This window comes from Sphingobium sp. TomTYG75 (assembly GCF_054771635.1).
In genome coordinates this window covers 505123-526361 of the sequence record NZ_BSRE01000001.1, presented here as the reverse complement: position 1 = coordinate 526361, position 21239 = coordinate 505123, and the positions used below count along the sequence as shown (strand labels likewise).

Here is a 21239-nt window from a genome sequence, read left to right as displayed (position 1 = left end):
GGTGGGTGCGATTGCGTTAGCAATCGCCTGCAACGCTTCGGGATAGGTCAGGAGCTCGCTGCGCTCGCGGCCCACCCCTTAATCCCCTCCCGCCTGCGGGAGGGGAAACATTTGGAAGCTTACGCCGCTTCCGCAGCCAGCTTCTTTGCCTTTTCGATGGCCTCGTCGATGCCGCCGACCATGTAGAAGGCGTTTTCGGGCAGGTGGTCATATTCGCCTTCGACCACAGCCTTGAACGACTTCACCGTGTCTTCGATCTGGACGAACTTGCCCGAGATGCCGGTGAAGACTTCGGCGACGTGGAAGGGCTGCGACAGGAACTTCTGGATCTTGCGGGCGCGGGCGACGGTGAGCTTATCTTCTTCCGACAGCTCGTCCATGCCCAGGATCGCGATGATGTCCTGAAGCGACTTGTACTTCTGCAGGATCGACTGGACAGCGCGAGCGGTGTCGTAATGCTCCTGGCCCACGGTGCGGGGTTCCAGAACGCGGCTGGTCGAGTCCAGCGGATCGACCGCCGGATAGATGCCGAGTTCCGAAATGGCGCGGTTGAGAACGGTGGTGGCGTCCAAGTGCGCGAAGGAGGTTGCAGGCGCCGGGTCGGTCAAATCGTCCGCGGGGACGTAAACGGCCTGAACCGAGGTGATGGAACCCTTGTTGGTCGAGGTGATGCGCTCCTGGAGAGCGCCCATGTCGGTCGACAGGGTCGGCTGATAGCCCACGGCCGAAGGAATACGGCCGAGCAGAGCCGACACTTCCGCGCCCGCCTGGGTGAAGCGGAAGATGTTGTCGACGAAGAACAGCACGTCCTGGCCTTCCTGATCGCGGAAATATTCCGCGATGGTGAGGCCCGACAGGGCGACGCGTGCACGGGCGCCCGGGGGCTCGTTCATCTGGCCGTAAACCAGCGCCACCTTCGACCCTTCGCTGATGGCATTGCCATCGGCGTCCTTGGCGATAACGCCAGCGTCGAGGAATTCATGATAAAGGTCGTTGCCCTCACGAGTACGCTCGCCGACGCCCGCGAATACCGAGGTGCCGCCATGGCCCTTCGCGATGTTGTTGATCAGTTCCTGGATGAGCACGGTCTTGCCGACGCCCGCGCCGCCGAACAGGCCGATCTTGCCGCCCTTCGCGTAAGGGGCAAGAAGGTCGATGACCTTGATGCCGGTGACAAGGATCGAGCTTTCAGTCGACTGATCGACGAACTCGGGAGCCTTGGCGTGGATCGGTGCGGTCAGCGTGGTGGCGACCGGGCCGCGTTCGTCGATCGGCTCGCCAACGACGTTCAGGATGCGGCCGAGCGTGGCCGGGCCGACGGGAACGCTGATCTGCGCGCCGGTGTCGGTCACTTCCTGACCGCGGGTCAGACCTTCGGTCGAGTCCATCGCGATGGTGCGGACGGTATTTTCACCCAGATGCTGGGCGACTTCCAGAACAAGGCGGTTGCCGTTGTTGCTGGTTTCCAGCGCCGAGAGAATCGCGGGGAGCGCATCGGGGAAGGTCACGTCGACGACAGCGCCGATGACCTGCGAAATGCGGCCTACATTGTTGGTGGTTGCCATGACTGCTTCCTTGCGTGCGTGATCTTAGAGGGCTTCTGCGCCCGAGATGATTTCGACCAGTTCGGTGGTGATCGCGGCCTGGCGACTGCGGTTATACTGAATGGTCAGCTTGTTGATGAGGTCGCCGGCGTTGCGGGTCGCATTGTCCATGGCGGTCATCGATGCGCCCTGTTCGGACGCGTTGTTTTCCAGCAGCGCCTTGAAAATCTGCACCGTGATGTTGCGCGGCAGCAGGTCGTCGAGGATCGCTTCTTCGCTCGGTTCATATTCGACCGTCGCGGGGATAGCGTTGCGATCCGCGTCTTCGGGGATCTTGACCGGGATGATCTGCTGCTCCGTCGGAATCTGGGCGAGAGCCGACTTGAAGCGCGAGAAGAAGAGATGCGCTACGTCGAACTTGCCGTTCAGATACATGTCGGTCAGCTCATGCGCGATAGCTTCGGCCTGAGCATAGCCCGGCTCCTTCGCGCCGGTCGTCTCGAACTGTGCGACGATCATGCCGGGGAAGGTGCGGTTGATGACCGGACGACCCTTGCGGCCGATCAGGTAGAAGCGCACGGTCTTGCCCTGCTGGATCAGCTCGTCCGCCTTGGCGCGAGCCGCCTTGACGATGTTCGCGTTGAACGCACCCGCAAGGCCACGGTCGGAGTTGGCGACGACCAGCAGATGGACGTCATCCTTGCCGGTGCCAGCGAGCAGCGGCGAAGCGCCTTCGCCCGAGCCGCCCGCGATCTTCGACGCGAGGCTGGCGACGACAGCTTCCAGACGGCTGGAATAGGGGCGCGCGGCTTCGGCGGCGGCCTGCGCCTTGCGCAACTTCGCGGCGGCGACCATCTGCTTCGCCTTGGTGATCTTCTGGGTCGATTTAACCGACCCGATGCGGATCTTCAGTTCCTTGAGGCTGGCCATGACGAACCTTCTGTTCGTCATCCTGACGAAAGTCAGGATCTCGTGCCTCCGGGCTGAACCCTTGGGCCTGAGATCCCAGCTTTCGCTGGGATGACGGATTATCCTTTACGCAAACGTCTTGCCGAACGAGTCCAGCGCGGCCTTCAGCTTGGCCTTGGGCTCGTCGCCCAGATCCTTGCTGTCGCGGATCGCGGCGAGCACGTCGGCATGGTCGTGACGCAGATAGGCGAGCATCAGCTCTTCATAACGGGTCACGTCCTTGACGGCGACGCTGTCGAGATAGCCGTTTGTACCAGCGAAGATCGACGCAGTCTGCTCTTCGAAGGGCAGCGGCGAGAACTGGGCCTGCTTCAGCAGCTCGGTCAGACGCGCACCGCGGTTCAGCAGCTTCTGGGTCGAAGCGTCGAGATCCGAACCGAACTGGGCGAAGGCCGCCATTTCGCGATACTGCGCCAGCTCCAGCTTGATCGAGCCGGACACCTTCTTCATCGCCTTGGTCTGCGCGGCGGAACCGACGCGCGACACCGACAGGCCTACGTTAATGGCCGGACGGATGCCCTGGTAGAAGAGGTTGGTTTCGAGGAAGATCTGGCCGTCGGTGATCGAGATCACGTTGGTCGGAATATAGGCCGACACGTCGCCCGCCTGCGTTTCGATGATCGGCAGCGCGGTCAGCGAGCCATTGCCATTGGCGTCGTTCATCTTCGCAGCGCGTTCCAGCAGGCGGCTGTGGAGATAGAAAACGTCGCCGGGATAGGCTTCGCGGCCCGGAGGACGACGCAGCAGCAGCGACATCTGACGATAGGCGACGGCCTGCTTGGACAGATCGTCATAGACGATCACGGCGTGCATGCCGTTGTCGCGGAAGAATTCGCCCATGGTGACGCCGGTGTAGGGCGCCAGATACTGGAGCGGAGCGGGTTCCGAAGCGGTCGCGGCGACGACGATCGAATATTCCATCGCGCCATTTTCTTCGAGCTGCTTGACGATCTGCGCGACGGTCGAGCGCTTCTGGCCGATCGCGACGTAGATGCAGTAGAGCTTCTTGCCCTCATCGTCGCCCGCGTTGATGCCCTTCTGGTTGATGAAGGTATCGATCGCGACGGCGGTCTTGCCGGTCTGACGGTCGCCGATGATGAGTTCGCGCTGGCCACGGCCGACGGGGACGAGGGCGTCGATCGCCTTCAGGCCGGTCTGCACGGGCTCGTGCACCGACTTGCGGGGGATGATGCCCGGCGCCTTGACTTCAACGCGCTTGCGCTCGGTATACTGGATCGGGCCCTTGCCATCGATGGGGTTGCCGAGGCCGTCGACCACGCGACCCAGCAGACCCTTGCCGACCGGAACGTCGACGATGGTGCCGGTACGCTTGACGGTGTCGCCTTCCTTGATTTCGGCGTCCGAGCCGAAGATCACGACGCCAACATTGTCGGCTTCGAGGTTGAGCGCCATGCCCTGCACGCCATTGGCGAACTCGACCATTTCGCCCGCCTGGACGTTGTCGAGGCCATGGACGCGGGCGATGCCGTCACCCACGGTCAGCACGGAACCGACTTCGCTCACCTGCGCTTCGGTGCCGAAATTGGCGATCTGGTCCTTGATGACCTTCGAAATTTCTGCGGCGTTGATATCCATGTTCAGCCTTTCATCGCCTGGGCGAGACTATTCAAACGGGTGCGGATGGAGGAATCGATCATCTGGCTGCCGATCTTTACGACCAGCCCGCCCAGGATCGCGGGATCGACCTTGGCTTCGAGCGCGACGTCGCGGCCGACGCGGGTGCGGAGGTTTTGCGCAAGCGCGGTGATCTGGTTCGAATCGAGCGGATGCGCGCTGGTCACTTCCGCGCGGACTTCGCCCTTGTGATTCGACAGCAGCGTTTCATAGGCGCGGATGACGGCGGGCAGCTGTGACAGGCGGCGGTTCGCGGCGAGGACGCCCAGGAACTTCGTCGTCAGCGCGTCGATGCCGATGGATGCTGCGACCGCTGCGATCGTCTTTCCAGACGCGTCGCGGCTCAGCACGGGATTGTTGATGAGGCTTTTGAAATCAGCCGATTCGGCGATCGCCGCCTTGATCGCACCGAGGCTGGCCGCCACGGTGTCGAGGGCGTTGCCGTCGCGGGCCAGATCGAACAGCGCAAGCGCGTAGCGTCCGCTGAGGCTAGCCTGAATGCCGCCGGTAGTCTCCACGCGCTTACCGTCCTCCAATTTCTGTCACTGGCACTTGATTTGCCGGTCATGCGAAAAGAGGGGCGCGGTCTTATCCGTCCCGATCCCCTGTTGCCCGGCCGGTTAGCAGCGGCTTTATGACTATGCAAGTCATGGAACGCGATTCCGTCGCAAGGATGGAATGGAGACGATTAGACGGCGCTTTCCGCCGCGCGATTTTGATCAGTTTGCGGGGTCGGGGGGAGCGAGGCGGCCCTTGCGGCAATGATAGACCAGGCGTTCGTTGGGTTGCGCGGGCAGCAGGGAGGCAAGATCGCTTCGCAGGGCGGCGATCCGGGCGAGCAGATCGGGATCGGTCCCGCACGCCTTGATCGGGCCGTCCTTCAACAAGGCGCGAGCCTTGTCCATCGCATCGCCATCCGGCAGCCAGCGCTGGACGCGTAAGGTGCCCGTTGCCGGGTCGAAGCGGCTGACGGTGATGAAGTTGCCCGAATCCGGGACAGCGGCGCGCTCCCATTCATTGCCCGCGCTGACATATTGGCTGTTGCCGTTGGCGCAGCCGGTGCCGGTCCAGTTGAAAGGAAGGTCATTGGCCTCCGACACGGTGAGGCGACTGCGGTTGAGGTCGATCGCGCAGACATTGTCGCCTTCCCATGCATAGGCATGGTTGCCCGCCACCCTGCCGTCGTCGGGCAGTTTCACGCGCTCATCCACGCTGGAGAAGCTCGGCCGCAGCAGGAACAGCGCGACCGCGCCCAACAGCAGCAGGCCGCCGCCCGCGAGCGACCATGTTGCGCGGCGTTCGCGGCCCTGGCTGTAGAAGAGGCCGCCCGCGCCGAGCCCAAGCACCGCCAGCGCCAGAAGCACGGCCGCGCCCGCCATCGCATTTTCGCGGCCGGAGATGACGTCGCGTTCCGCCGCGTCGCGCGCCTTGCCAAGCGCGGCTTCGCGCGCGTCGGCGCGGGCGCGCTCCGACTGCTCGCTTTGCTGCGCCGCGCGCTGGGTGAGCGCGGCGTCTGCGGCGTCGGCTTCGGCCATGGAGCGGCAGGGAACGACGGTGCGCAGGGATGAAACGCCCGCCTGCCGGAGGAAAGAGGCTACCTCGCGCCAGGACACGGCGAAACCGAATTCGGCGTCATTGCCGTCCGAGATGGACCCGAAGCTGTTGACGCCCAGCACCCGGCCGCAATCGTCGACGAGCGGGCCGCCGCTGTTGCCTGCGGCGAGGGGGGCGGTGTGGAGGATGGTGTCGAAGCTATGGCTTGATCGGCCCGACGACACGTTGCCGCTGGTCTTTACCGTGCCGAGCGGCTCCACCATTTCCTTGAGGCCAAGGCCCTGCGCCCGATCGACCGTGCCGGGATAGCCGATCGCGGTCACATGCTGCCCATCGCTGATGGCGCCCGCGTAGAAGGTGCTGACGGGCAGGTGGCCTTCCTCCAGCTGGATGAGCGCGAGGTCGTTGCCTGGGGAATAGGCGATGACGCGGCCGCCGTAGCTTTTGCGGCCTTCGGAAGGGACGACGCCGATGACGAGGTTTTTTTCCTCGCGGGTCAGTTCGACGACATGGGCGTTGGTCAGTACCTTGTCTGGCGCAACCGCAAAGCCGCTGCCATGGCCGACGAAATAGGCTTCGCTGCCGTCCGTCGCCACGATGGCGATGCGGACAACGCCGCGCGCGGCGGCGGCGATGTCCTGCTGTTCGGCGCGCGCTGTCGCGGGCAGGGCGAGGGCGAGCAAAAGGCAGAGGCGGCGGAGGAGTTCGACCATGATGCGGCGCATTCATATGGTAAAGTCTGGCTGAGGCAATCGGGAAATGCTTTGAGCGCAAGAGGCGGGAAGGCTGGCCCGATCGCGCCTGTTATCCCATATGCATGAACCAGATGACCGAAGTTTCCGCCTCGACTCCGCTACCGATGGATGACGATGCCTGCTGGAACGCGTTCCAGCGGCGCGATCGGGACGTGGATGGGCAGTTTGTGGGCGCGGTGCTGACGACCGGCATTTATTGCAAGCCAAGCTGCGCGGCGCGGCATCCCCGGCGGGAGAATATGATCTTCTTGCCCGATCCTGCTTCGGCGAGGGCGGCGGGCTTTCGCGCCTGCTTGCGTTGTCGGCCGGATGAGGTCGGGCGGGATCGGTTGGCGGTTGAGGCGGCCAAGGCCTTCATTGCTGGGTGCGAGGCGGTGCCCTCGTTGGAGGAGGTCGCAGCGCATGCGGGCTATGCGCCGCATCATTTCCATCGGCTGTTCAAGCGGGATACGGGCCTGACGCCTGCTGCTTATGCTCGATCGCTGCGTGCCGAGCGGCTGAAGGAGGCCTTGGAGGGAGGAGGGAGCGTGACCAGCGCGATCTATGACGCGGGCTATAATGCGCCGAGCCGGGCCTATGCCGATGCGGATCGGCATTTGGGCATGACGCCGAGTGCGTGGAAGGATGGCGGGCGCGGCGTTGCGATCCGATACGTTGTGGTGGGGTCGAGTCTTGGGCCTGTGCTGGTGGCGGCGACGGCCAAGGGGCTCTGCCGGATCAGCTTTGATGAGGATGAGGGTGATCTGCGGCGGCGCTTTCCCAAGGCGGAAATCGTGCCGGGAGATGCGGCGCTGGAAGCGTTGGCGGGGCAGGTGGTGCGGTTGATCGAGAATCCGGCTGAGCCTTTGGATTTGCCGATGGATGTGAATGGCACGGCTTTCCAGCAGGCGGTCTGGGCGGCGTTGAGGGCGATTCCGGCGGGAGAGACGCGGAGCTATGGCGAGATCGCGGCGGCGATTGGGCGGCCGGGGGCAGTGCGGGCTGCGGGGACGGCTTGTGGGGATAATGGGTTGGCTGTGATTATTCCCTGCCACCGGGTGTTGCGGAGTGATGGTAGCCTTGGCGGCTATGCCTATGGGTTGGAGCGGAAAAAGGCTTTGCTGGAGCGGGAGAGTGGGGGAGAGTGAAGATATTCTCCCCTCCCGCGAGCGTTCAAACGAGGCACGTGACTCGTTTGAAGGGCCGGGGGTGGGCCTTGCAACATCGGCGGTGTTCTTCAATGGCGAACCTTGAAGCTCGCTTTGCTCGCGCCCACCCCTAACCCCTCCCGCTTGCGGGAGGGGAATGTGTTCTTAGCTTCTTGACCTTTTCAGCCGTTCCATGATCGCGCGGCGCTCCGCTTCGCTCATGCCGCGCCAGCGGGCGATTTCCTGAACCGTCCGGCCGCAGCCGGTGCAGATGCGGCCTGCCTTGTCCAGCTTGCAGATGTTTATGCAGGGGCTTTCCATGGGCGTTCAGGCCATCACATGAAGCTGTAGGGATCGACGTCCACCGCGACCCGCGTCCCTGATTTCCAGGTGACATTGTCCAGCCATTCGCGGATCGCCGCCTGTACATCAATCTGGCGGTTGGCGTGGATCAGCAGGCGATGGCGGTGGCGGCCGCGCAGGACGGAGAGCGGCGCGGGCGCAGGGCCGTAAACGCGCATGCCGTCGATCAGCGGGGCGGACTTGCCGATCAGACGGGCGACCTGCGCGGCTTCATCGGCATCCTCGCTGGAGACGATGATCGCGGCGAAGCGGCCGAAGGGCGGGGCATTGGCGCGGCGGCGGTTCTCTGTCTCCACCTCATAGAAGCGTTCCGAATCGCCTGCGATGAGGGCCTTGATGACTTCTGATTCGGGCATGCGGGTCTGGATGAAGACTCGGCCCGGTTTCTGCCCCCGGCCTGCCCGGCCCGCGACCTGGACGATTTGCTGGAAGGTGCGTTCGGACGCGCGGAGGTCGCCGCCTTCGAGGCCGAGGTCGGCGTCGATCACCCCCACCAGCGTCAGGTTGGGGAAGTGATAGCCCTTCGTCACCAACTGGGTGCCGATGATGATGTCGACCGCGCCTGCTTCGACCGACTTCACGAACTCGGCAGCTTTGGCTGGCGACCAGAGCGTGTCGGAAGTGACGATGGCAATGCGCGCCTGCGGCCAGAGCGCCTTTACCTCGTCCGCAATGCGCTCCACGCCGGGGCCACAGGCGACGAGGCTGTCCTCCTCCTTGCAGTCCGGGCAGAAGCGGGGGGAGGGGATGACATGGCCGCAATGATGGCAGGCGAGGCGCTTGGTCAGTCGATGTTCGACCATCCAGGCGGTGCAGTTGGGGCATTGGAAGCGATAGCCGCAATGGCGGCAGAGGGTGAGCGGCGCATAGCCCCTGCGGTTGAGGAAGAGGAGGCTTTGTTCGCCCTTCTCCATCGTTTCATCGATCGCGCGGATGAGGGGCGGCGCGATCCAGCGGCCGCGCTCCGGCGGGTCGGTGAGCAGGTTGATGCCCTCTATGCCTGGCATTTCCGCGCCGCCGAAACGGGAGGGCAGCTTGATTTCGCGATAGCGGCCAAGTTCGACCTGATGCCGGGTCTCGATCGCGGGGGTGGCCGATGCGAGGATGACGGGGAATTTTTCCATAAGGCCGCGCATCACCGCGACGTCGCGGGCGTGGTAATGGACGCCGTCTTCCTGCTTGAAACTTGCCTCATGCGCTTCATCGACGACGATGAGGCCGAGATTGGGATAGGGGAGGAAGAGAGCCGAGCGAGCGCCAACGACGACCGCTGCTTCGCCTGATGCGATGGCACGCCAGGCGCGGCGGCGTTCGGATTGGCGCAGGCCGCTGTGCCAACTGATGGGGACGGTGCCGAAGCGCTTTTCGAAGCGTTCGAGGAAGGGTTCAGTCAGCGCGATTTCGGGCAGGAGGACCAGCACTTGCCGTCCTTCGCGGATGGCTGCGGCGATGGCTTCGAAATAGACTTCGGTCTTGCCGGAGCCAGTGACGCCGTCGAGCAGGAAAGGGGCGAAGTCGCGCTGGCGCACCGCGTCCACGAACTCGGCGGCGGCGTTGGCTTGGCCGTCGGATAGTTGGGGCGGGGCATGGTCGGGGTCGGGCCGGGGGAAGGGCGTGTCGATGCTCACTTCCACCGCCTCGAAGGCGCCTGCCTTTACCAGACCACGGATGACGGCGTCGCTGACACCGCCGATCAGCGCCAGTTCGCGGATCAGCCCTTGCCGATCGCCTATGCGCTCCATGGCCTGGGCGCGCTGTTCGGTCATGCGGTCCGGCAGGTCGCCGGTGGCGCGATATTCGATGATGGTGCGCGCGCCTTCCAGCGCCGACATGGATGCCAGCGTCATGCGCAGGACCGAGGCGATGGGGGCGAGATAATAGTCCGCCGTCCATTCGATCAGGCGGCGGAGGGTTTCGGGGATCGGCGGCGCGTCCACGGGTCCCACGATGTTGCGCAGGCGGTTGTCGCCAACGCTTTCGACTTCGGGGAAGCTGTCCTCATCCCACACCACGCCGATGATTTGCCGTGGGCCGAGTGGCGCTACGATGATGCTGCCCGGCTGCGCGTTCATGCCATGGGGCACGCGATAGTCGAGCGGCCCAAGGGCGGCGTTCAGCAGGATGACACGGGCGCGCGAACTCATCCGCCCCTCCCTATCGTCTGGGGGGCGGGAGGCAAGGCGGCGCGTTCAGATTTTCCAGTTGAGCGTCAGCCAGGGGACATGGGCGACCGCGTCGGGCCGGTCGTCGCGGAAGGTCTGCTGGCGCATGTAGAGTGCCTGGATATCGATGGACTTGCCGAGCGCGTGGCGCAGCCCGGCTTGCTGGCGCATGACGGCAAGGCCGGTCTTGTCGCTCGGCTTGGCCCGGTTCAGGTGGAAGAAGAGCTCGCCTGCTGCGACCAGCGTCCATTTTTTCGCGGCGTCCAGTGGAATGGAGGCCTGCACTCGCTGCCGTAGCCGCCAGCTTGCTTCGTCAGTCGTGTCGAAGAAGCGCTGCTCCAGCCGGGTGCGGCTTTGCCAGATGCCGTGGGTGAGGGTCAACTGCTGGAACGTGCGCAATTCCTGTTCAGGACCGGAATGGAAGAAGGCCAAGCCGCCGCCGATCTGGACATCTTTAGCAAGCGCATGATCTAGCGCGATGCGGGCGAGTTGCTGTTCGCCGCCCGATTCATCGCGACGGAAGCGGTGGCCGATGTCGATCAGGACGATGTTGTGAGGGCTGGCCTTCATCGTTGCCGATGCGCCGAGCCATAGCTGCGTTTCCTCTTCGGCCGCCTGCGCAGCGGGGCTGAAGGCGAGTAAAATGAGCGCGAGCGCTGCCAGAGCGCTGCGGCCGGGCGTGGGGACGGGCATGCGGTATCCTTGGAACGGTGTAGCGCTCATAATGTTACGGACCTGTTTCCGTAAAGCCCGCCGCTGGCAATAATGGCTAAACCGGCGATCGGCCGCTAAAGGGGAGCCGATTCGCACATCCCGCCCCGGAGCAGACCCATGAAGTTCTTCGTCGATACCGCCGACACCAACGAAATCCGCGACCTTGCCGCGACTGGCCTGCTGGACGGCGTGACGACCAATCCGTCGCTGATCCACAAATCAGGCCGCAAGTTCATGGAAGTGGTCGAGGAAATCTGCGGCATCGTCGATGGCCCCGTTTCCGCCGAAGTCGTCGCACTCGACCATGAGACGATGATGAAGGAAGCCGCCGTGCTGCGGAAGATCGCGGACAATGTCTGCATCAAGGTGCCGCTGACCATCGATGGCCTCAAGACCTGCAAGGCGCTGACCAGCGATGGCGTGATGGTGAACGTCACGCTGTGCTTTTCGGCCAATCAGGCGCTGCTGGCGGCCAAGGCGGGCGCGAGCTTCATCTCGCCCTTCGTCGGACGGCATGACGATAACGGCTTTGATGGCATGAGGCTGATCGAGGATATCCGCCTGATCTACGACAATTATGCGTTCGATACCGAGATTCTGGTGGCAAGCGTTCGGCATCCTATCCATGTGCTGGAAAGCGCGAAGATCGGCGCCGACGTGATGACCGCGCCGCCTTCGGTGATCAAGGCGCTGTTCAACCACGTGTTGACCGACAAGGGAATTGCGGGCTTCCTGGCGGACTGGGAGAAGACCGGGCAGTCGGTTCTCTGATCTGGGAGCGAGGTGTTCCTGCGTATGCAGGAACCTAGTCCCGCCGCTTGAACTGGGCTCCTGCCTGCGCAGGAGCACGGTGGATTTAAGTCGCAACCTCTTGTCCGCTGCATCATTCTCTCCTGTAAAGGAGAGGTGCGATGTTCGTCGCGGTCTATTGGTGGCGGGTGCATCCGGGAAAAGAAGATCAGTTCCGCGCGGCATGGCGGCGCGGAACTGACCTGATCCGCGAAAAATATGGCAGCTTCGGTTCACGGCTCCACCGGGATGCCGATGGGCGCTTTGTCGGCTATGCGGAGTGGCCGGACGAGGAGACCTGGCGCGCGGCGTTCGACCAGAAGATGGTCTATGATGAGCCGGAAACCCGAGCCGCCTTTGTCGATGCGATCGCGGAAGTGCCGCCTGATGCGGATCCAATCTTCACCATGACGGTGACCGACGACCTGCTGATGCGGGCGCGGCCACAAGACAGTCCGCTCGATGGCGAATAGGAACGGCTTGGATTTTGGCTGGGGATTTCTGGCGGCGGCGATCCTGATCGCCGGGTTATTGATGCTGCTGTTCGGCTGGCGCTTGTAGGGAAGATGGCGACCCCGACAGGATTCGAACCTGTGACCATTCGCTTAGAAGGCGAATGCTCTATCCAGCTGAGCTACGGGGCCGCATCGGCGCTTCGATAGCGGGGCTTGTGCCTGCGCGCAATCATGCCTGCCATTGCATTTGTGCGGCGGGCCGATATGCAAGGGCGCATGACCGATTTGGGGGTTCGGAAAATCGATGCACAGGCGCTCTCTGGGCGGCCGATGCGCTATTTCGATTTCTTCATCGCGGCGTTCGTCGCCATATTGCTGCTGTCGAACCTGATCGGGGCGGCGAAGCTATCGACGGTTGGCGGCTTCACTTTTGGCGCTGGCATTCTTTTCTTTCCGCTTGGCTATGTGCTGGGGGACGTGCTGACCGAGGTCTATGGCTACGCCCGCGCCCGCCGATGCGTTTGGGCTGGCTTCGGCGCGATGCTGTTCATGGCGCTGATGAGTTGGGTGGTGGTGAAGCTGCCTCCGGCGGAGGGCTGGCCGGACCAGAAGGCCTATGAGGCGGTGTTCGGCAATACATGGCGCATCGTCTTTGCTTCGCTAGCGGCGTTTTGGGCGGGGGAGTTTGCCAACAGTTTCGTGCTGGCCAAGATGAAGCTGCTGACGCAGGGCAAGCATCTGTGGATGCGGACGATCGGATCGACGATCGTGGGGCAGGGAGTGGACAGCCTGCTTTTCTATCCGCTGGCCTTTGTTGGCGTGTGGAGCAACGCGCAGGTGCTGACGGTGATGGTCACCAATTGGATGTTGAAGGTGACCTGGGAAGCGGTTTTGACGCCCTTGACCTATCTGGTGGTCAACAGCCTGAAGCGCGCCGAGGGGCTGGACGTCTATGATGAGGGGACGGATTTCACGCCGTTCCGGACGCGGATTTAGGGGGCCTTAGATCCCAGCTTTCGCTGGGATGACGAGGGGTTCAGTAGCGCGCTTGCACGAAATACAGGCCGTCGGGCGGAGCGTTGAGGCCGAGGGCGGCTCGATCCTTCGCGTCTCGGGCAGCGCGCATGTTGGCTATCGACCAGCGACCCATGCCGACCAACGCCAGGCAACCGACCATCGAGCGCACCTGATGGTGGAGGAAGGAACGCGCCTCGGCGTGGATGGCGATGCGGTCGCCTTCGCGTTCCACGTCGAGGCGGTCGAGGGATTTCAGCGGGCTTTCCGCCTGGCAATGGGCCGATCGGAAGGTGGTGAAATCGTGGCGGCCGACGAGGAGTTGGGCGGCTTCCTGCATTGCATCGGTGTCGAGCGGCTGGATGACGCGCCAGACCAGACCGCTCTCGAAGGTGAGCGGCGCGCGGCGGTTGGCGATGCGGTAAACATAAGCGCGGCCGATGCAAGAGAAGCGGGCGTGCCAGTCATCGGCTACGGTTTCGCAGGCGAGAATGGCGACGGGGTCGGGACGCAAGAGCGCGTTCATCGCTTCCATCAGGCGGAAGGGCGCGATCGGCTTCTCAATGTCTGCATGGGCGCGCATGGCAAGGCCGTGGACCCCGGCATCGGTTCGGCCCGCTGCGTGAATCACGGAGCGCTCGCCGGTGACGGCGTGGATGGCGTCTTCCAGCGCCTGCTGGACGCTGGGACCGTGCGCCTGCCGTTGCCAGCCCATGAACGGGCGGCCGTCAAATTCTACGGTGAAGGCGAAGCGGGTCATGGGGGGCTATATCAGCGGAAATATTGACGCCGTCATCCCAGGGGAAACTGGGATGTTGGACCATGTGGCATGCTGTTCCCTGAGATCCCAGCTTTCGCTGGGATGACGGTTGTGGGGTGAAGTGGGATTAGGCATCGACGCGCGACCCGGCGGGCATGTCGTAGCCGCGTAGGAGTTCGCCCGGAGACATCGCACCCTTGCCGGCGCGCTGGAGCAGGGTGGGGCGGATCGCGCCGTGGCCGCAGCCGATGAGCAGGCTGTTGTCGAGCAACTCGCCTGGCTGGCCTTCATGCTCCTCGACATGGGCGGCGAGGATGCGGAAGCGTTCGCCGCGATATTCCAAGAATGCGCCGGGGAAGGGGTTGAAGGCGCGTATCTGCCGTTCGACCTGATGCGCGTCGCGGGTGAAGTCGAGACGGGCTTCGCTCTTGTCGATCTTGGCGGCGTAGGTGACGCCTTCTTCTGGTTGGGGCACAGCCGGGTGTGCAGGGAGGTCGTCCAAGACCTCGATCATCAATTCGGCGCCTGCCTGCGCCAGCTCGGCGGTGAGCGTGCCAGCCGTTTTGTCCTCGATTGGGGTCACATGCTTGGCGCGCATTGGGCCGGTGTCGAGACCCGTTTCCATGTTCATGATCGTGACGCCGGTCACATTGTCGCCCGAGAGGATGGCGCGCTGGATCGGCGCTGCGCCGCGCCAGCGAGGTAAGAGCGATGCGTGGATGTTGAGGCATCCGGAACGGGGGGCGTCCAGTATGGCGCGCGGCAGGATGAGGCCATAGGCGGCCACCACCGCGACATCGGCATTGAGAGCGGCAAAGGCGGATTGTACCTCCGCGTCCTTGAGCGAAATCGGCGTGCGAACTTCGAGGCCCATCTGCTCAGCCTGAGCCTGAACGGGGGAGGGGCGTAGCGCCTTCCCACGCCCGGCGGGGCGGGGTGGTTGGCTATACACCGCCACGATTTCGTGCCCGGCCTTGGCCAGCGTCACGAGGGCGGGGACGGCGAAATCGGGGGTTCCCATATAGATGATGCGCATAGTCGCCTCTCAACTCTTTTGACCCCGGACTTGCAAGCCCCTATCTCGGTTCCATGGCTTCTCTCGAGATTGATGCGCTCACGCAGGCGCTGTCCCGTCTGCCGGGCCTTGGCCCGCGATCGGCGCGGCGTGCTGTGTTGCACCTGCTGAAGAAGCGGGAAAGCGCGCTGGAACCGCTGCTGCGTGCGCTTGATGCGGTGAATGATCGGCTGGTTACGTGCGGTTTATGCGGGAATGTCGATACGGTGGATCCCTGCGGCATCTGTGCCGACCCGCGCCGCGACGCTCGCGCGCTGTGCGTGGTGGAGGATGTGGCGGACCTGTGGGCGCTCGACAAATCGCGGCTTTTTCCGGGGCGTTTTCATGTATTAGGTGGGCGATTGTCGGCGCTGGAAGGGGTGCGGCCGGAAGACCTTTCCATCGATGCGCTGGTGACGCGAGTCGAAGCGGGCGGCATTGATGAAGTGGTGCTGGCGATGAACGCGACGCTGGAGGGGCAGACCACCGCGCATTATCTGGCGGAACGGCTGGAGCGCTTTCCGGTGCGGCTGACGCAGTTGGCCCATGGCGTGCCTGTGGGCGGTGAACTCGACTATCTGGATGAGGGCACATTGGCGCAGGCTTTGCGGGCGCGGCGGCCTCTTGGGTGAATTTGGCGGTCGCTTGAAAAAGCCCGTCGTTGCGGCTATTTTAACCACATGGCCATTCTTCCAATCCTTGAGGCGCCTGACCCGCGCCTGCGTACCATTTCGTCTCCGGTGGAGGCGATCGATGACGATCTGCAACGCCTGATCGATGATATGTTCGAAACCATGTACGACGCTCCGGGCATAGGCCTTGCGGCGATACAGGTTGGCGTGCCGAAGCGCGTGCTGGTTATGGATTTGCAGGAGCCCGAATCGGATGAAGAGGGTGCGCCTTCGGTGAAAAAGCCGATGGTGTTCATCAATCCCGAGATTTTGGAGGGTTCGGCGGACCTGTCAGTCTATAATGAGGGCTGCCTGTCGGTGCCGGACCAATATGCCGAGGTGGAGCGGCCCGCGACGATCCGGGCGAGCTGGATGGATCGCGAAGGGCGTATTCATGAGGAGCAGCTTGAGGGCCTTCTGGCCACTTGCTTACAGCACGAGATGGATCATTTGCAGGGCGTGCTGTTCATCGATCATCTGTCGCGGTTGAAGCGGGACATGTTGATGAAGAAGCTGGTGAAGGCGCGCAAGGCGGCTTGAGACGCCTGTAGAGGTCAGGGAAGCGCTCTGGCTTGAAATATGATTCGCTCTCTCCTTCAGGGGTCAGCCAGAGGCACGTGACTCTGGCTGAGGTGCCGAGCGTAGCGAAGGCGGGAGACGGGGCTATGAAGGCGATGTTCCCTCATTCCCCTCTCCCCGGCCCTCTCCCCTGAAGGGGAGAGGGAGCAGGTACGCTAACCCACCCCATCCGTGTCTAGCGCGTAACCCGCTGAACGTACTGTGCGGATGATGTCGCGATATTGGCCGTCGGCGTTGATTGCCTTGCGCAGGCGGCGGATGTGGACGTCGACGGTGCGCAGTTCGATGTCGCTGTCCTGACCCCAGACGCTGTCCAGCAGCCGCTCGCGCGAGAAGACCCAGCCGGGATGCTCCAGGAAATGCTTGAGCAGGCGGAATTCTGTGGGGCCGAGGGGGATCACCTGGCCGCCGCGACGCACCTTGTGACCGACGGTGTCCATTTCCACGTCTGCAAAAGTGAGCGTTTCGCCAGCGAGGGCGGGGCGCACGCGGCGGAGGACTGCTCCGACGCGCGCCACCAGTTCGCGGGGGGAAAAAGGCTTGGTGACATAATCGTCGGCGCCGGTTTCCAGGCCGCGAACCCGATCTTCCTCCTCACCGCGCGCTGTCAGCATGATGATCGGAACATTGGCCGTGCCGTTCATGCGGCGCAGACGGCGGCAGACTTCGATGCCGGACAGGCTTTCCACCATCCAGTCGAGCAGGACGATGTCGGGCACATTTTCCTGCGCCAGCAGCAATGCCTCCTCGCCATCGACGGTGTGGGCGACCTCGAAATCCTCGCGCTTGAAATGCCAGATGAGAAGTTCTGCGAGGGCCGCGTCATCTTCAACCAGAAGCATCTTGGCTCTCGCCATATTCAGTCCTCCAGGGCCTGGGTGCCGCCGCGTTCGCGTTCCGGGGCCATCTGGCCGGTCGCGGCGTAATAGACCATCTCCGCGACGTTCGTGGCGTGGTCGCCGATCCGCTCGATATTCTTCGCGATGAAGAGCAGATGCGCGCACTCGCTGATGGTCTTGGGATTTTCGACCATGTAGGTAACGAGGCTGCGGAAGACGCTGTTGTAGAAATCGTCCACCACCGTGTCGCGCTCGATCACGGCTGTGGCGAGATCAGCGTCGCGGGCCGCGAAGGCGTTGAGCGCGTCATGCACCATTTCGGCCGCGACCTGACCCATGGAGGGGAGGAGGGAAACCGGCTCCAACGTGCGCTGGTTGGTGGCGATCAGGGGAACGCGCTTGGCGATATTCTTGGCATAGTCGCCGATGCGCTCCACCACGCCGACGATCTTCAGCGCGGCGATGACGTCGCGCAGGTCGTTGGCCATGGGCGCGCGCAGGGCGATGACCTGGATCACCAGCTTTTCAACTTCCGCCTCGATAGCGTCGATGCGCTTGTCGTCGGTGACCACCTGCGCGGCGAGCGTCTTGTCCTGCCGCTGGAGCGCAACCATTGCATTCTCGATGGCGGCTTCGGCACGACCGCCCATTTCGGCGATAAGGCCGCGCAGCTTGTCGATTTCCTCGTCGAACGCCTTGATCGTATGTTCAGCCATATGTCGTCTCTCCGCAGGCATCCATCGTTGATCGATGCTGGATCTTGTTGCGCGATTTCCGAGCCGCCAGATGTTCCATCTGGCTCGAAATCGCTCGGGTCAGCCGTAGCGACCGGTGATATAGTCCTTCGTCCGCTCCTGGCGGGGATTAGTGAAGATGTCCGAGGTCACGCCATATTCGACCAGTTCGCCCAGGTGGAAGAAGGCGGTGCGCTGCGACACGCGGGCGGCCTGCTGCATATTGTGGGTGACGATGACGATCGCGTAACGACCGCGCAGTTCGTGGATCAGCTCCTCGATCTTCGCAGTCGCGATCGGGTCGAGTGCCGAGCAGGGCTCGTCCATCAGGATGACTTCCGGTTCCACCGCGATGGCGCGGCCGATGCAGAGGCGCTGCTGCTGGCCGCCCGAAAGCGCGGTTCCGCTGTCGTGCAGGCGATCCTTCACCTCTTCCCACAGGCCCGCGCGGCGGAGCGATTTTTCGACGATGACGTCAAGATCCGCTTTGGCATGGGCCAGGCCGTGGATGCGCGGGCCGTAGGCGATGTTCTCATAGATCGACTTGGGGAAGGGGTTGGGCTTCTGGAACACCATGCCGACGCGGGCACGCAGTTGCACCACGTCCATCGAGGGGGCGTAGATATCCTCGCCATCGAGCGTGATCGCGCCTTCGACCCGGGCGGAAGCGACGGTGTCGTTCATGCGGTTGAGGGTCCGCAGGAAGGTCGACTTGCCGCAGCCCGACGGGCCGATGAAGGCAGTGACATTATCCATGTCGACGTCGATGGAGACGCCCTTTATCGCCTGCTTTTCGCCATAGAAGACCTTCACGTCGCGCGCGGTCATCTTGACTTGGGTGGCGGGCACCAGTGTTTGCGGTTCGTGCATCATTGTTACCACCGTTTTTCGAACTTGTTGCGCAGGTAGATGGCGAGGCCGTTCATCGCGAGCAGGAAGACCAGCAGGACGATGATGGCGGCGGAGGTCTTTTCGACAAAGCCCTTTGAGACTTCGTCGGACCACAGGAAGATCTGCACCGGCAGGACGGTCGCCGGATCGGTGATCCCGCCCGGTGGCGTGGCGATGAAGGCGCGCATGCCGATCATCAGCAGCGGCGCGGTTTCGCCGAGCGCGCGGGCCATGCCGATGATCGTGCCGGTGAGAATGCCGGGCAGGGCGAGCGGCAGGACGTGGTGGAAGACCACTTGGACAGGCGAAGCGCCGATGCCGAGCGCTGCGTCGCGGATGCTGGGCGGGACCGACTTGATGGCGTTGCGGCCTGCGATGACGATGACTGGCATGGTCATGAGCGCCAGCGTCATGCCGCCGACCAGCGCGGCGGAGCGCGGCAGGTGCAGGAAGTTCAAGAAGATCGACAGACCGAGCAGGCCGAAGATGATCGAAGGAACAGCCGCCAGATTGTTGATCGACACTTCGATAATGTCGGTCAGCCAGTTCTTGCGCGCATATTCTTCCAGATAGACGGCAGTCGCGACGCCGATCGGGAAGCTGAGCACCAGCGTCACCAGCATCGTCAGCAGCGATCCCTTGAATGCGCCCCAGATGCCGACCTGTGTCGGGTCGGTGCCGTCACTGGCGGACAGGAAGCTCATGTTGAAGCCGGTGGTGAGCAAGCCTGCCTTGTTCAGGCGCTCCACAGCCGCTTCGGCCTCGGGCGAACCCTCGCTCTTTGCCGCCAGATCGATGGTGGTCGATGCGGGGAGTTTGATGGTCTCGGTGCGGCTCAGGATGCCGGGATCAGCCTTGATAGCGTCACGCAGAACGACCCAGGCCGTGGGCGACACCCATTCCTCGGCATCCGCGCCCAGCGCCTTTTTCACGACGTCGCCCGTCATCATCGGCAGGTTCGCGTTGGCGAGCGACTGATCGGTGATCGCATTCGGATCGAGCAGCAGCGGTGACGCGGGGAAGTCGATCTTCACCGCTATTTCCGTCCGCGTGAAACCGCGCAGGCCATTGCCCATCATGTTGAAGAGCAGGAAGGCAAGAAAGGCGGCCGACAGTGCCACGGCGAGAAGGCCAGCCGCCTTGAAGCGGCGTTCGGAAGCATAGCGCCGGGCGATCCGCTTGCGCATCGCGTCCGACTTCCAGTCGGTGGGGAGGCGTTCGGGTGCCATTATTCGTAAGCCTCGCGATATTTCTTCACGACCCGCAGGGCCACGATGTTGAGCAGCAGCGTCACCACGAAGAGGACGAGACCGAGGGCGAAGGCCGCCAGCGTCTTTGCGCTGTCAAATTCCTGGTCGCCAGTGAGCAGTTGCACGATCTGCGTCGTCACGGTCGTGACGCTGGCGAAGGGGTTCAGGGTGAGGTTTGCCGCCAGACCGGCTGCCATCACCACGATCATCGTCTCACCGATCGCGCGGCTGACAGCCAGTAGCACGCCGCCGACGACGCCGGGAAGGGCGGCGGGGATCAGCACGCGGCGGATTGTTTCGCTGGTGGTTGCGCCCATGGCGAGGCTGCCGTCGCGCATGGATTGCGGCACGGCTGCGATGCTATCGTCCGCCATGGAGGATACGAAGGGTATGATCATCACGCCCATGACCAGACCAGCGGCCAAGGCGCTTTCCGAAGAGGCGCCCTGGATGCCGATCGCCACGGCGAGGTCGCGCAATGCGGGGGCCACTGTCAACGCGGCGAAATAGCCGTAGACGACGGTCGGGACGCCCGCGAGCACTTCAAGGATGGGCTTCATCCACTTGCGTACCGTGGGGCTGGCATATTGGGTCAGATAAATGGCGCTCATCAGGCCAAGCGGGATGGCGACGACCATCGCGATGATCGCGCCGATGAAGATCGTGCCCCAGAATAGAGGGACAGCGCCGAAGGCATCGTCATTGCCGTAGCCCAGCGCCGCCGATTGCGGGCTCCATTTGGTGCCAAAGAGAAAATCGAACGGGTTCACCATCGAGAAGAAGCGAAGGCTCTGCCACAGCAGCGACACGACGATGCCCAATGTGGTGACGATCGCGAGGAGTGATGCCACAAGCAACACCGCCATCACGAGCCGTTCGACCCGCGTACGCGCCCGGAAATCAGGCCGCACGCGAGTGAAGGCATAGGCGCCCCCGGCAAAGGCCAGCACCAGTGCGAGCGCTGCGCCCGCGATGCCATATTTGCCGATGGCGTCCTTATAGGGTTGGACAAGGCCCTGCGAGAGTGGGTTGAACGCTCCCGATTGCGAACCGCTGGCGATCGCTCGCGCTTCGCCCAATATGGCCGAGCGCGAGAAATCATCTGCTGGCAGGCTGTGCGCGGCCGGGCTGCTCAACACTTGCTGAGTGACGAGCCCGGGGGAGATATTCGCCCAGACGGCGAGAAAGATCGCCGCCGGGATGAGCGTCCAGAGCGCGACATACCAGCCATGATAGCCAGGAAGGCTATGCACGGCGTCGCGGCGGCCCGAAGCGCGTGCGGCGGTTTGCAGCCGCAGCGCGCGCGTCCGGGCACTGACCCAGGCGATGGCGCCCAGGCCTGCCAGCAGCAGGAAGATTGCAGGACCTGTCATATTTTCC

Annotated in this window: 21 protein-coding genes and 1 tRNA gene; 6 read left to right on the top strand and 16 right to left on the bottom strand. The window is 63.5% G+C overall.

Translation table 11 applies throughout. From position 1 onward, the window contains the following. Positions 1 to 119: 119 nt before the first annotated feature. From atpD to ACYU81_RS02520, 5 genes are all read right to left on the bottom strand, one after another. Positions 120 to 1565: a F0F1 ATP synthase subunit beta gene (gene atpD / locus ACYU81_RS02540; RefSeq protein WP_449473516.1), complete on the bottom strand. Its 1446-nt coding sequence runs from the start codon at positions 1563 to 1565 to the stop codon at positions 120 to 122. A 24-nt stretch (positions 1566 to 1589) separates the two neighbouring features. After that, a complete protein-coding gene (locus ACYU81_RS02535; protein WP_460986206.1) occupies positions 1590 to 2474 on the bottom strand; it encodes a F0F1 ATP synthase subunit gamma in 885 nt (294 codons plus the stop codon). Positions 2475 to 2579: 105 nt separating this feature from the next. After that, positions 2580 to 4109 (bottom strand): F0F1 ATP synthase subunit alpha, encoded by a 1530-nt coding sequence (gene atpA, locus ACYU81_RS02530; protein WP_460986205.1) that lies wholly within the window; start codon positions 4107 to 4109, stop codon positions 2580 to 2582. Between the two features lie 2 nt (positions 4110 to 4111). Continuing rightward, a complete protein-coding gene (locus ACYU81_RS02525; RefSeq protein WP_460986204.1) occupies positions 4112 to 4666 on the bottom strand; it encodes a F0F1 ATP synthase subunit delta in 555 nt (184 codons plus the stop codon). Positions 4667 to 4867: 201 nt separating this feature from the next. Continuing rightward, positions 4868 to 6415: a S1C family serine protease gene (locus ACYU81_RS02520; protein WP_460988095.1), complete on the bottom strand. Its 1548-nt coding sequence runs from the start codon at positions 6413 to 6415 to the stop codon at positions 4868 to 4870. A 104-nt stretch (positions 6416 to 6519) separates the two neighbouring features. Between ACYU81_RS02520 and ada the strand changes: the two genes are divergently transcribed. Next, the gene (gene ada, locus ACYU81_RS02515) at positions 6520 to 7584 is read left to right on the top strand and encodes a bifunctional DNA-binding transcriptional regulator/O6-methylguanine-DNA methyltransferase Ada (RefSeq protein ID WP_460986203.1); all 1065 of its coding nucleotides are present in this window, start codon (positions 6520 to 6522) and stop codon (positions 7582 to 7584) included. Between the two features lie 165 nt (positions 7585 to 7749). On the opposite strand, the gene ACYU81_RS02510 is transcribed toward ada, so the two are convergent. From ACYU81_RS02510 to ACYU81_RS02500, 3 genes are read right to left on the bottom strand one after another with little or no spacing between them, the layout of a single operon-like run. After that, positions 7750 to 7905 (bottom strand): DUF1289 domain-containing protein, encoded by a 156-nt coding sequence (locus ACYU81_RS02510; protein ID WP_460986202.1) that lies wholly within the window; start codon positions 7903 to 7905, stop codon positions 7750 to 7752. A gap of 14 nt (positions 7906 to 7919) precedes the next feature. Beyond that, positions 7920 to 10091: a primosomal protein N' gene (locus tag ACYU81_RS02505; RefSeq protein WP_460986201.1), complete on the bottom strand. Its 2172-nt coding sequence runs from the start codon at positions 10089 to 10091 to the stop codon at positions 7920 to 7922. A gap of 45 nt (positions 10092 to 10136) precedes the next feature. Next, positions 10137 to 10802: a DUF2490 domain-containing protein gene (locus tag ACYU81_RS02500; RefSeq protein ID WP_460986200.1), complete on the bottom strand. Its 666-nt coding sequence runs from the start codon at positions 10800 to 10802 to the stop codon at positions 10137 to 10139. 138 nt (positions 10803 to 10940) lie between these two features. On the opposite strand from ACYU81_RS02500, the gene fsa reads away from it, so the two are divergent. Together fsa and ACYU81_RS02490 are read left to right on the top strand one after the other, a co-directional pair. Beyond that, entirely contained in the window at positions 10941 to 11594 is a 654-nt protein-coding gene (gene fsa / locus ACYU81_RS02495) for a fructose-6-phosphate aldolase (protein WP_460986199.1), read from the top strand. A gap of 140 nt (positions 11595 to 11734) precedes the next feature. Beyond that, positions 11735 to 12085, top strand: a complete 351-nt coding sequence (locus ACYU81_RS02490) for an antibiotic biosynthesis monooxygenase family protein (RefSeq protein ID WP_449473499.1) — start codon at positions 11735 to 11737, stop codon at positions 12083 to 12085. Positions 12086 to 12179: 94 nt separating this feature from the next. Here ACYU81_RS02490 and ACYU81_RS02485 read toward each other — a convergent pair. Continuing rightward, positions 12180 to 12256: transfer RNA gene (locus tag ACYU81_RS02485), tRNA-Arg, on the bottom strand. An 87-nt stretch (positions 12257 to 12343) separates the two neighbouring features. On the opposite strand from ACYU81_RS02485, the gene ACYU81_RS02480 reads away from it, so the two are divergent. Then, positions 12344 to 13063: a queuosine precursor transporter gene (locus tag ACYU81_RS02480; RefSeq protein ID WP_460986198.1), complete on the top strand. Its 720-nt coding sequence runs from the start codon at positions 12344 to 12346 to the stop codon at positions 13061 to 13063. A gap of 40 nt (positions 13064 to 13103) precedes the next feature. On the opposite strand, the gene truA is transcribed toward ACYU81_RS02480, so the two are convergent. Together truA and fmt are read right to left on the bottom strand one after the other, a co-directional pair. Continuing rightward, on the bottom strand, positions 13104 to 13841 hold the full coding sequence (gene truA, locus ACYU81_RS02475; protein ID WP_460986196.1) for a tRNA pseudouridine(38-40) synthase TruA: 738 nt from the start codon (positions 13839 to 13841) through the stop codon (positions 13104 to 13106). Positions 13842 to 13968: 127 nt separating this feature from the next. After that, positions 13969 to 14877 carry a methionyl-tRNA formyltransferase gene (fmt, locus tag ACYU81_RS02470; RefSeq protein WP_460986195.1) on the bottom strand — a complete coding sequence of 303 codons (909 nt, stop codon included), beginning with the start codon at positions 14875 to 14877 and terminating at the stop codon, positions 13969 to 13971. Between the two features lie 53 nt (positions 14878 to 14930). Here fmt and recR point away from each other — a divergent pair, with 53 nt between their 5' ends. Together recR and def are read left to right on the top strand one after the other, a co-directional pair. Continuing rightward, on the top strand, positions 14931 to 15527 hold the full coding sequence (recR, locus tag ACYU81_RS02465) for a recombination mediator RecR (protein ID WP_460986194.1): 597 nt from the start codon (positions 14931 to 14933) through the stop codon (positions 15525 to 15527). A gap of 48 nt (positions 15528 to 15575) precedes the next feature. Continuing rightward, positions 15576 to 16106 (top strand): peptide deformylase, encoded by a 531-nt coding sequence (gene def / locus ACYU81_RS02460; protein ID WP_449473490.1) that lies wholly within the window; start codon positions 15576 to 15578, stop codon positions 16104 to 16106. A gap of 194 nt (positions 16107 to 16300) precedes the next feature. Here the strand turns inward: def and phoB are convergent, their stop codons facing one another. The 5 genes from phoB to pstC all read right to left on the bottom strand — a co-directional run bounded on the left by phoB (position 16301) and on the right by pstC (position 21232). Further along, positions 16301 to 17002 carry a phosphate regulon transcriptional regulator PhoB gene (phoB, locus tag ACYU81_RS02455; protein WP_460986193.1) on the bottom strand — a complete coding sequence of 234 codons (702 nt, stop codon included), beginning with the start codon at positions 17000 to 17002 and terminating at the stop codon, positions 16301 to 16303. A gap of 2 nt (positions 17003 to 17004) precedes the next feature. Then, positions 17005 to 17700, bottom strand: a complete 696-nt coding sequence (gene phoU, locus ACYU81_RS02450; RefSeq protein ID WP_460986192.1) for a phosphate signaling complex protein PhoU — start codon at positions 17698 to 17700, stop codon at positions 17005 to 17007. A gap of 99 nt (positions 17701 to 17799) precedes the next feature. Continuing rightward, positions 17800 to 18588, bottom strand: coding sequence for a phosphate ABC transporter ATP-binding protein PstB (gene pstB, locus ACYU81_RS02445; RefSeq protein ID WP_449474654.1), 789 nt, complete (start codon positions 18586 to 18588; stop codon positions 17800 to 17802). A 5-nt stretch (positions 18589 to 18593) separates the two neighbouring features. Then, complete coding sequence (gene pstA / locus ACYU81_RS02440; RefSeq protein WP_460986191.1) at positions 18594 to 19838, bottom strand: phosphate ABC transporter permease PstA; 1245 nt, start codon at positions 19836 to 19838, stop codon at positions 18594 to 18596. Continuing rightward, positions 19838 to 21232 (bottom strand): phosphate ABC transporter permease subunit PstC, encoded by a 1395-nt coding sequence (gene pstC, locus ACYU81_RS02435; RefSeq protein ID WP_460986190.1) that lies wholly within the window; start codon positions 21230 to 21232, stop codon positions 19838 to 19840. Before pstC ends, pstA begins: the two co-directional genes overlap by 1 nt. Positions 21233 to 21239: the final 7 nt, after the last annotated feature.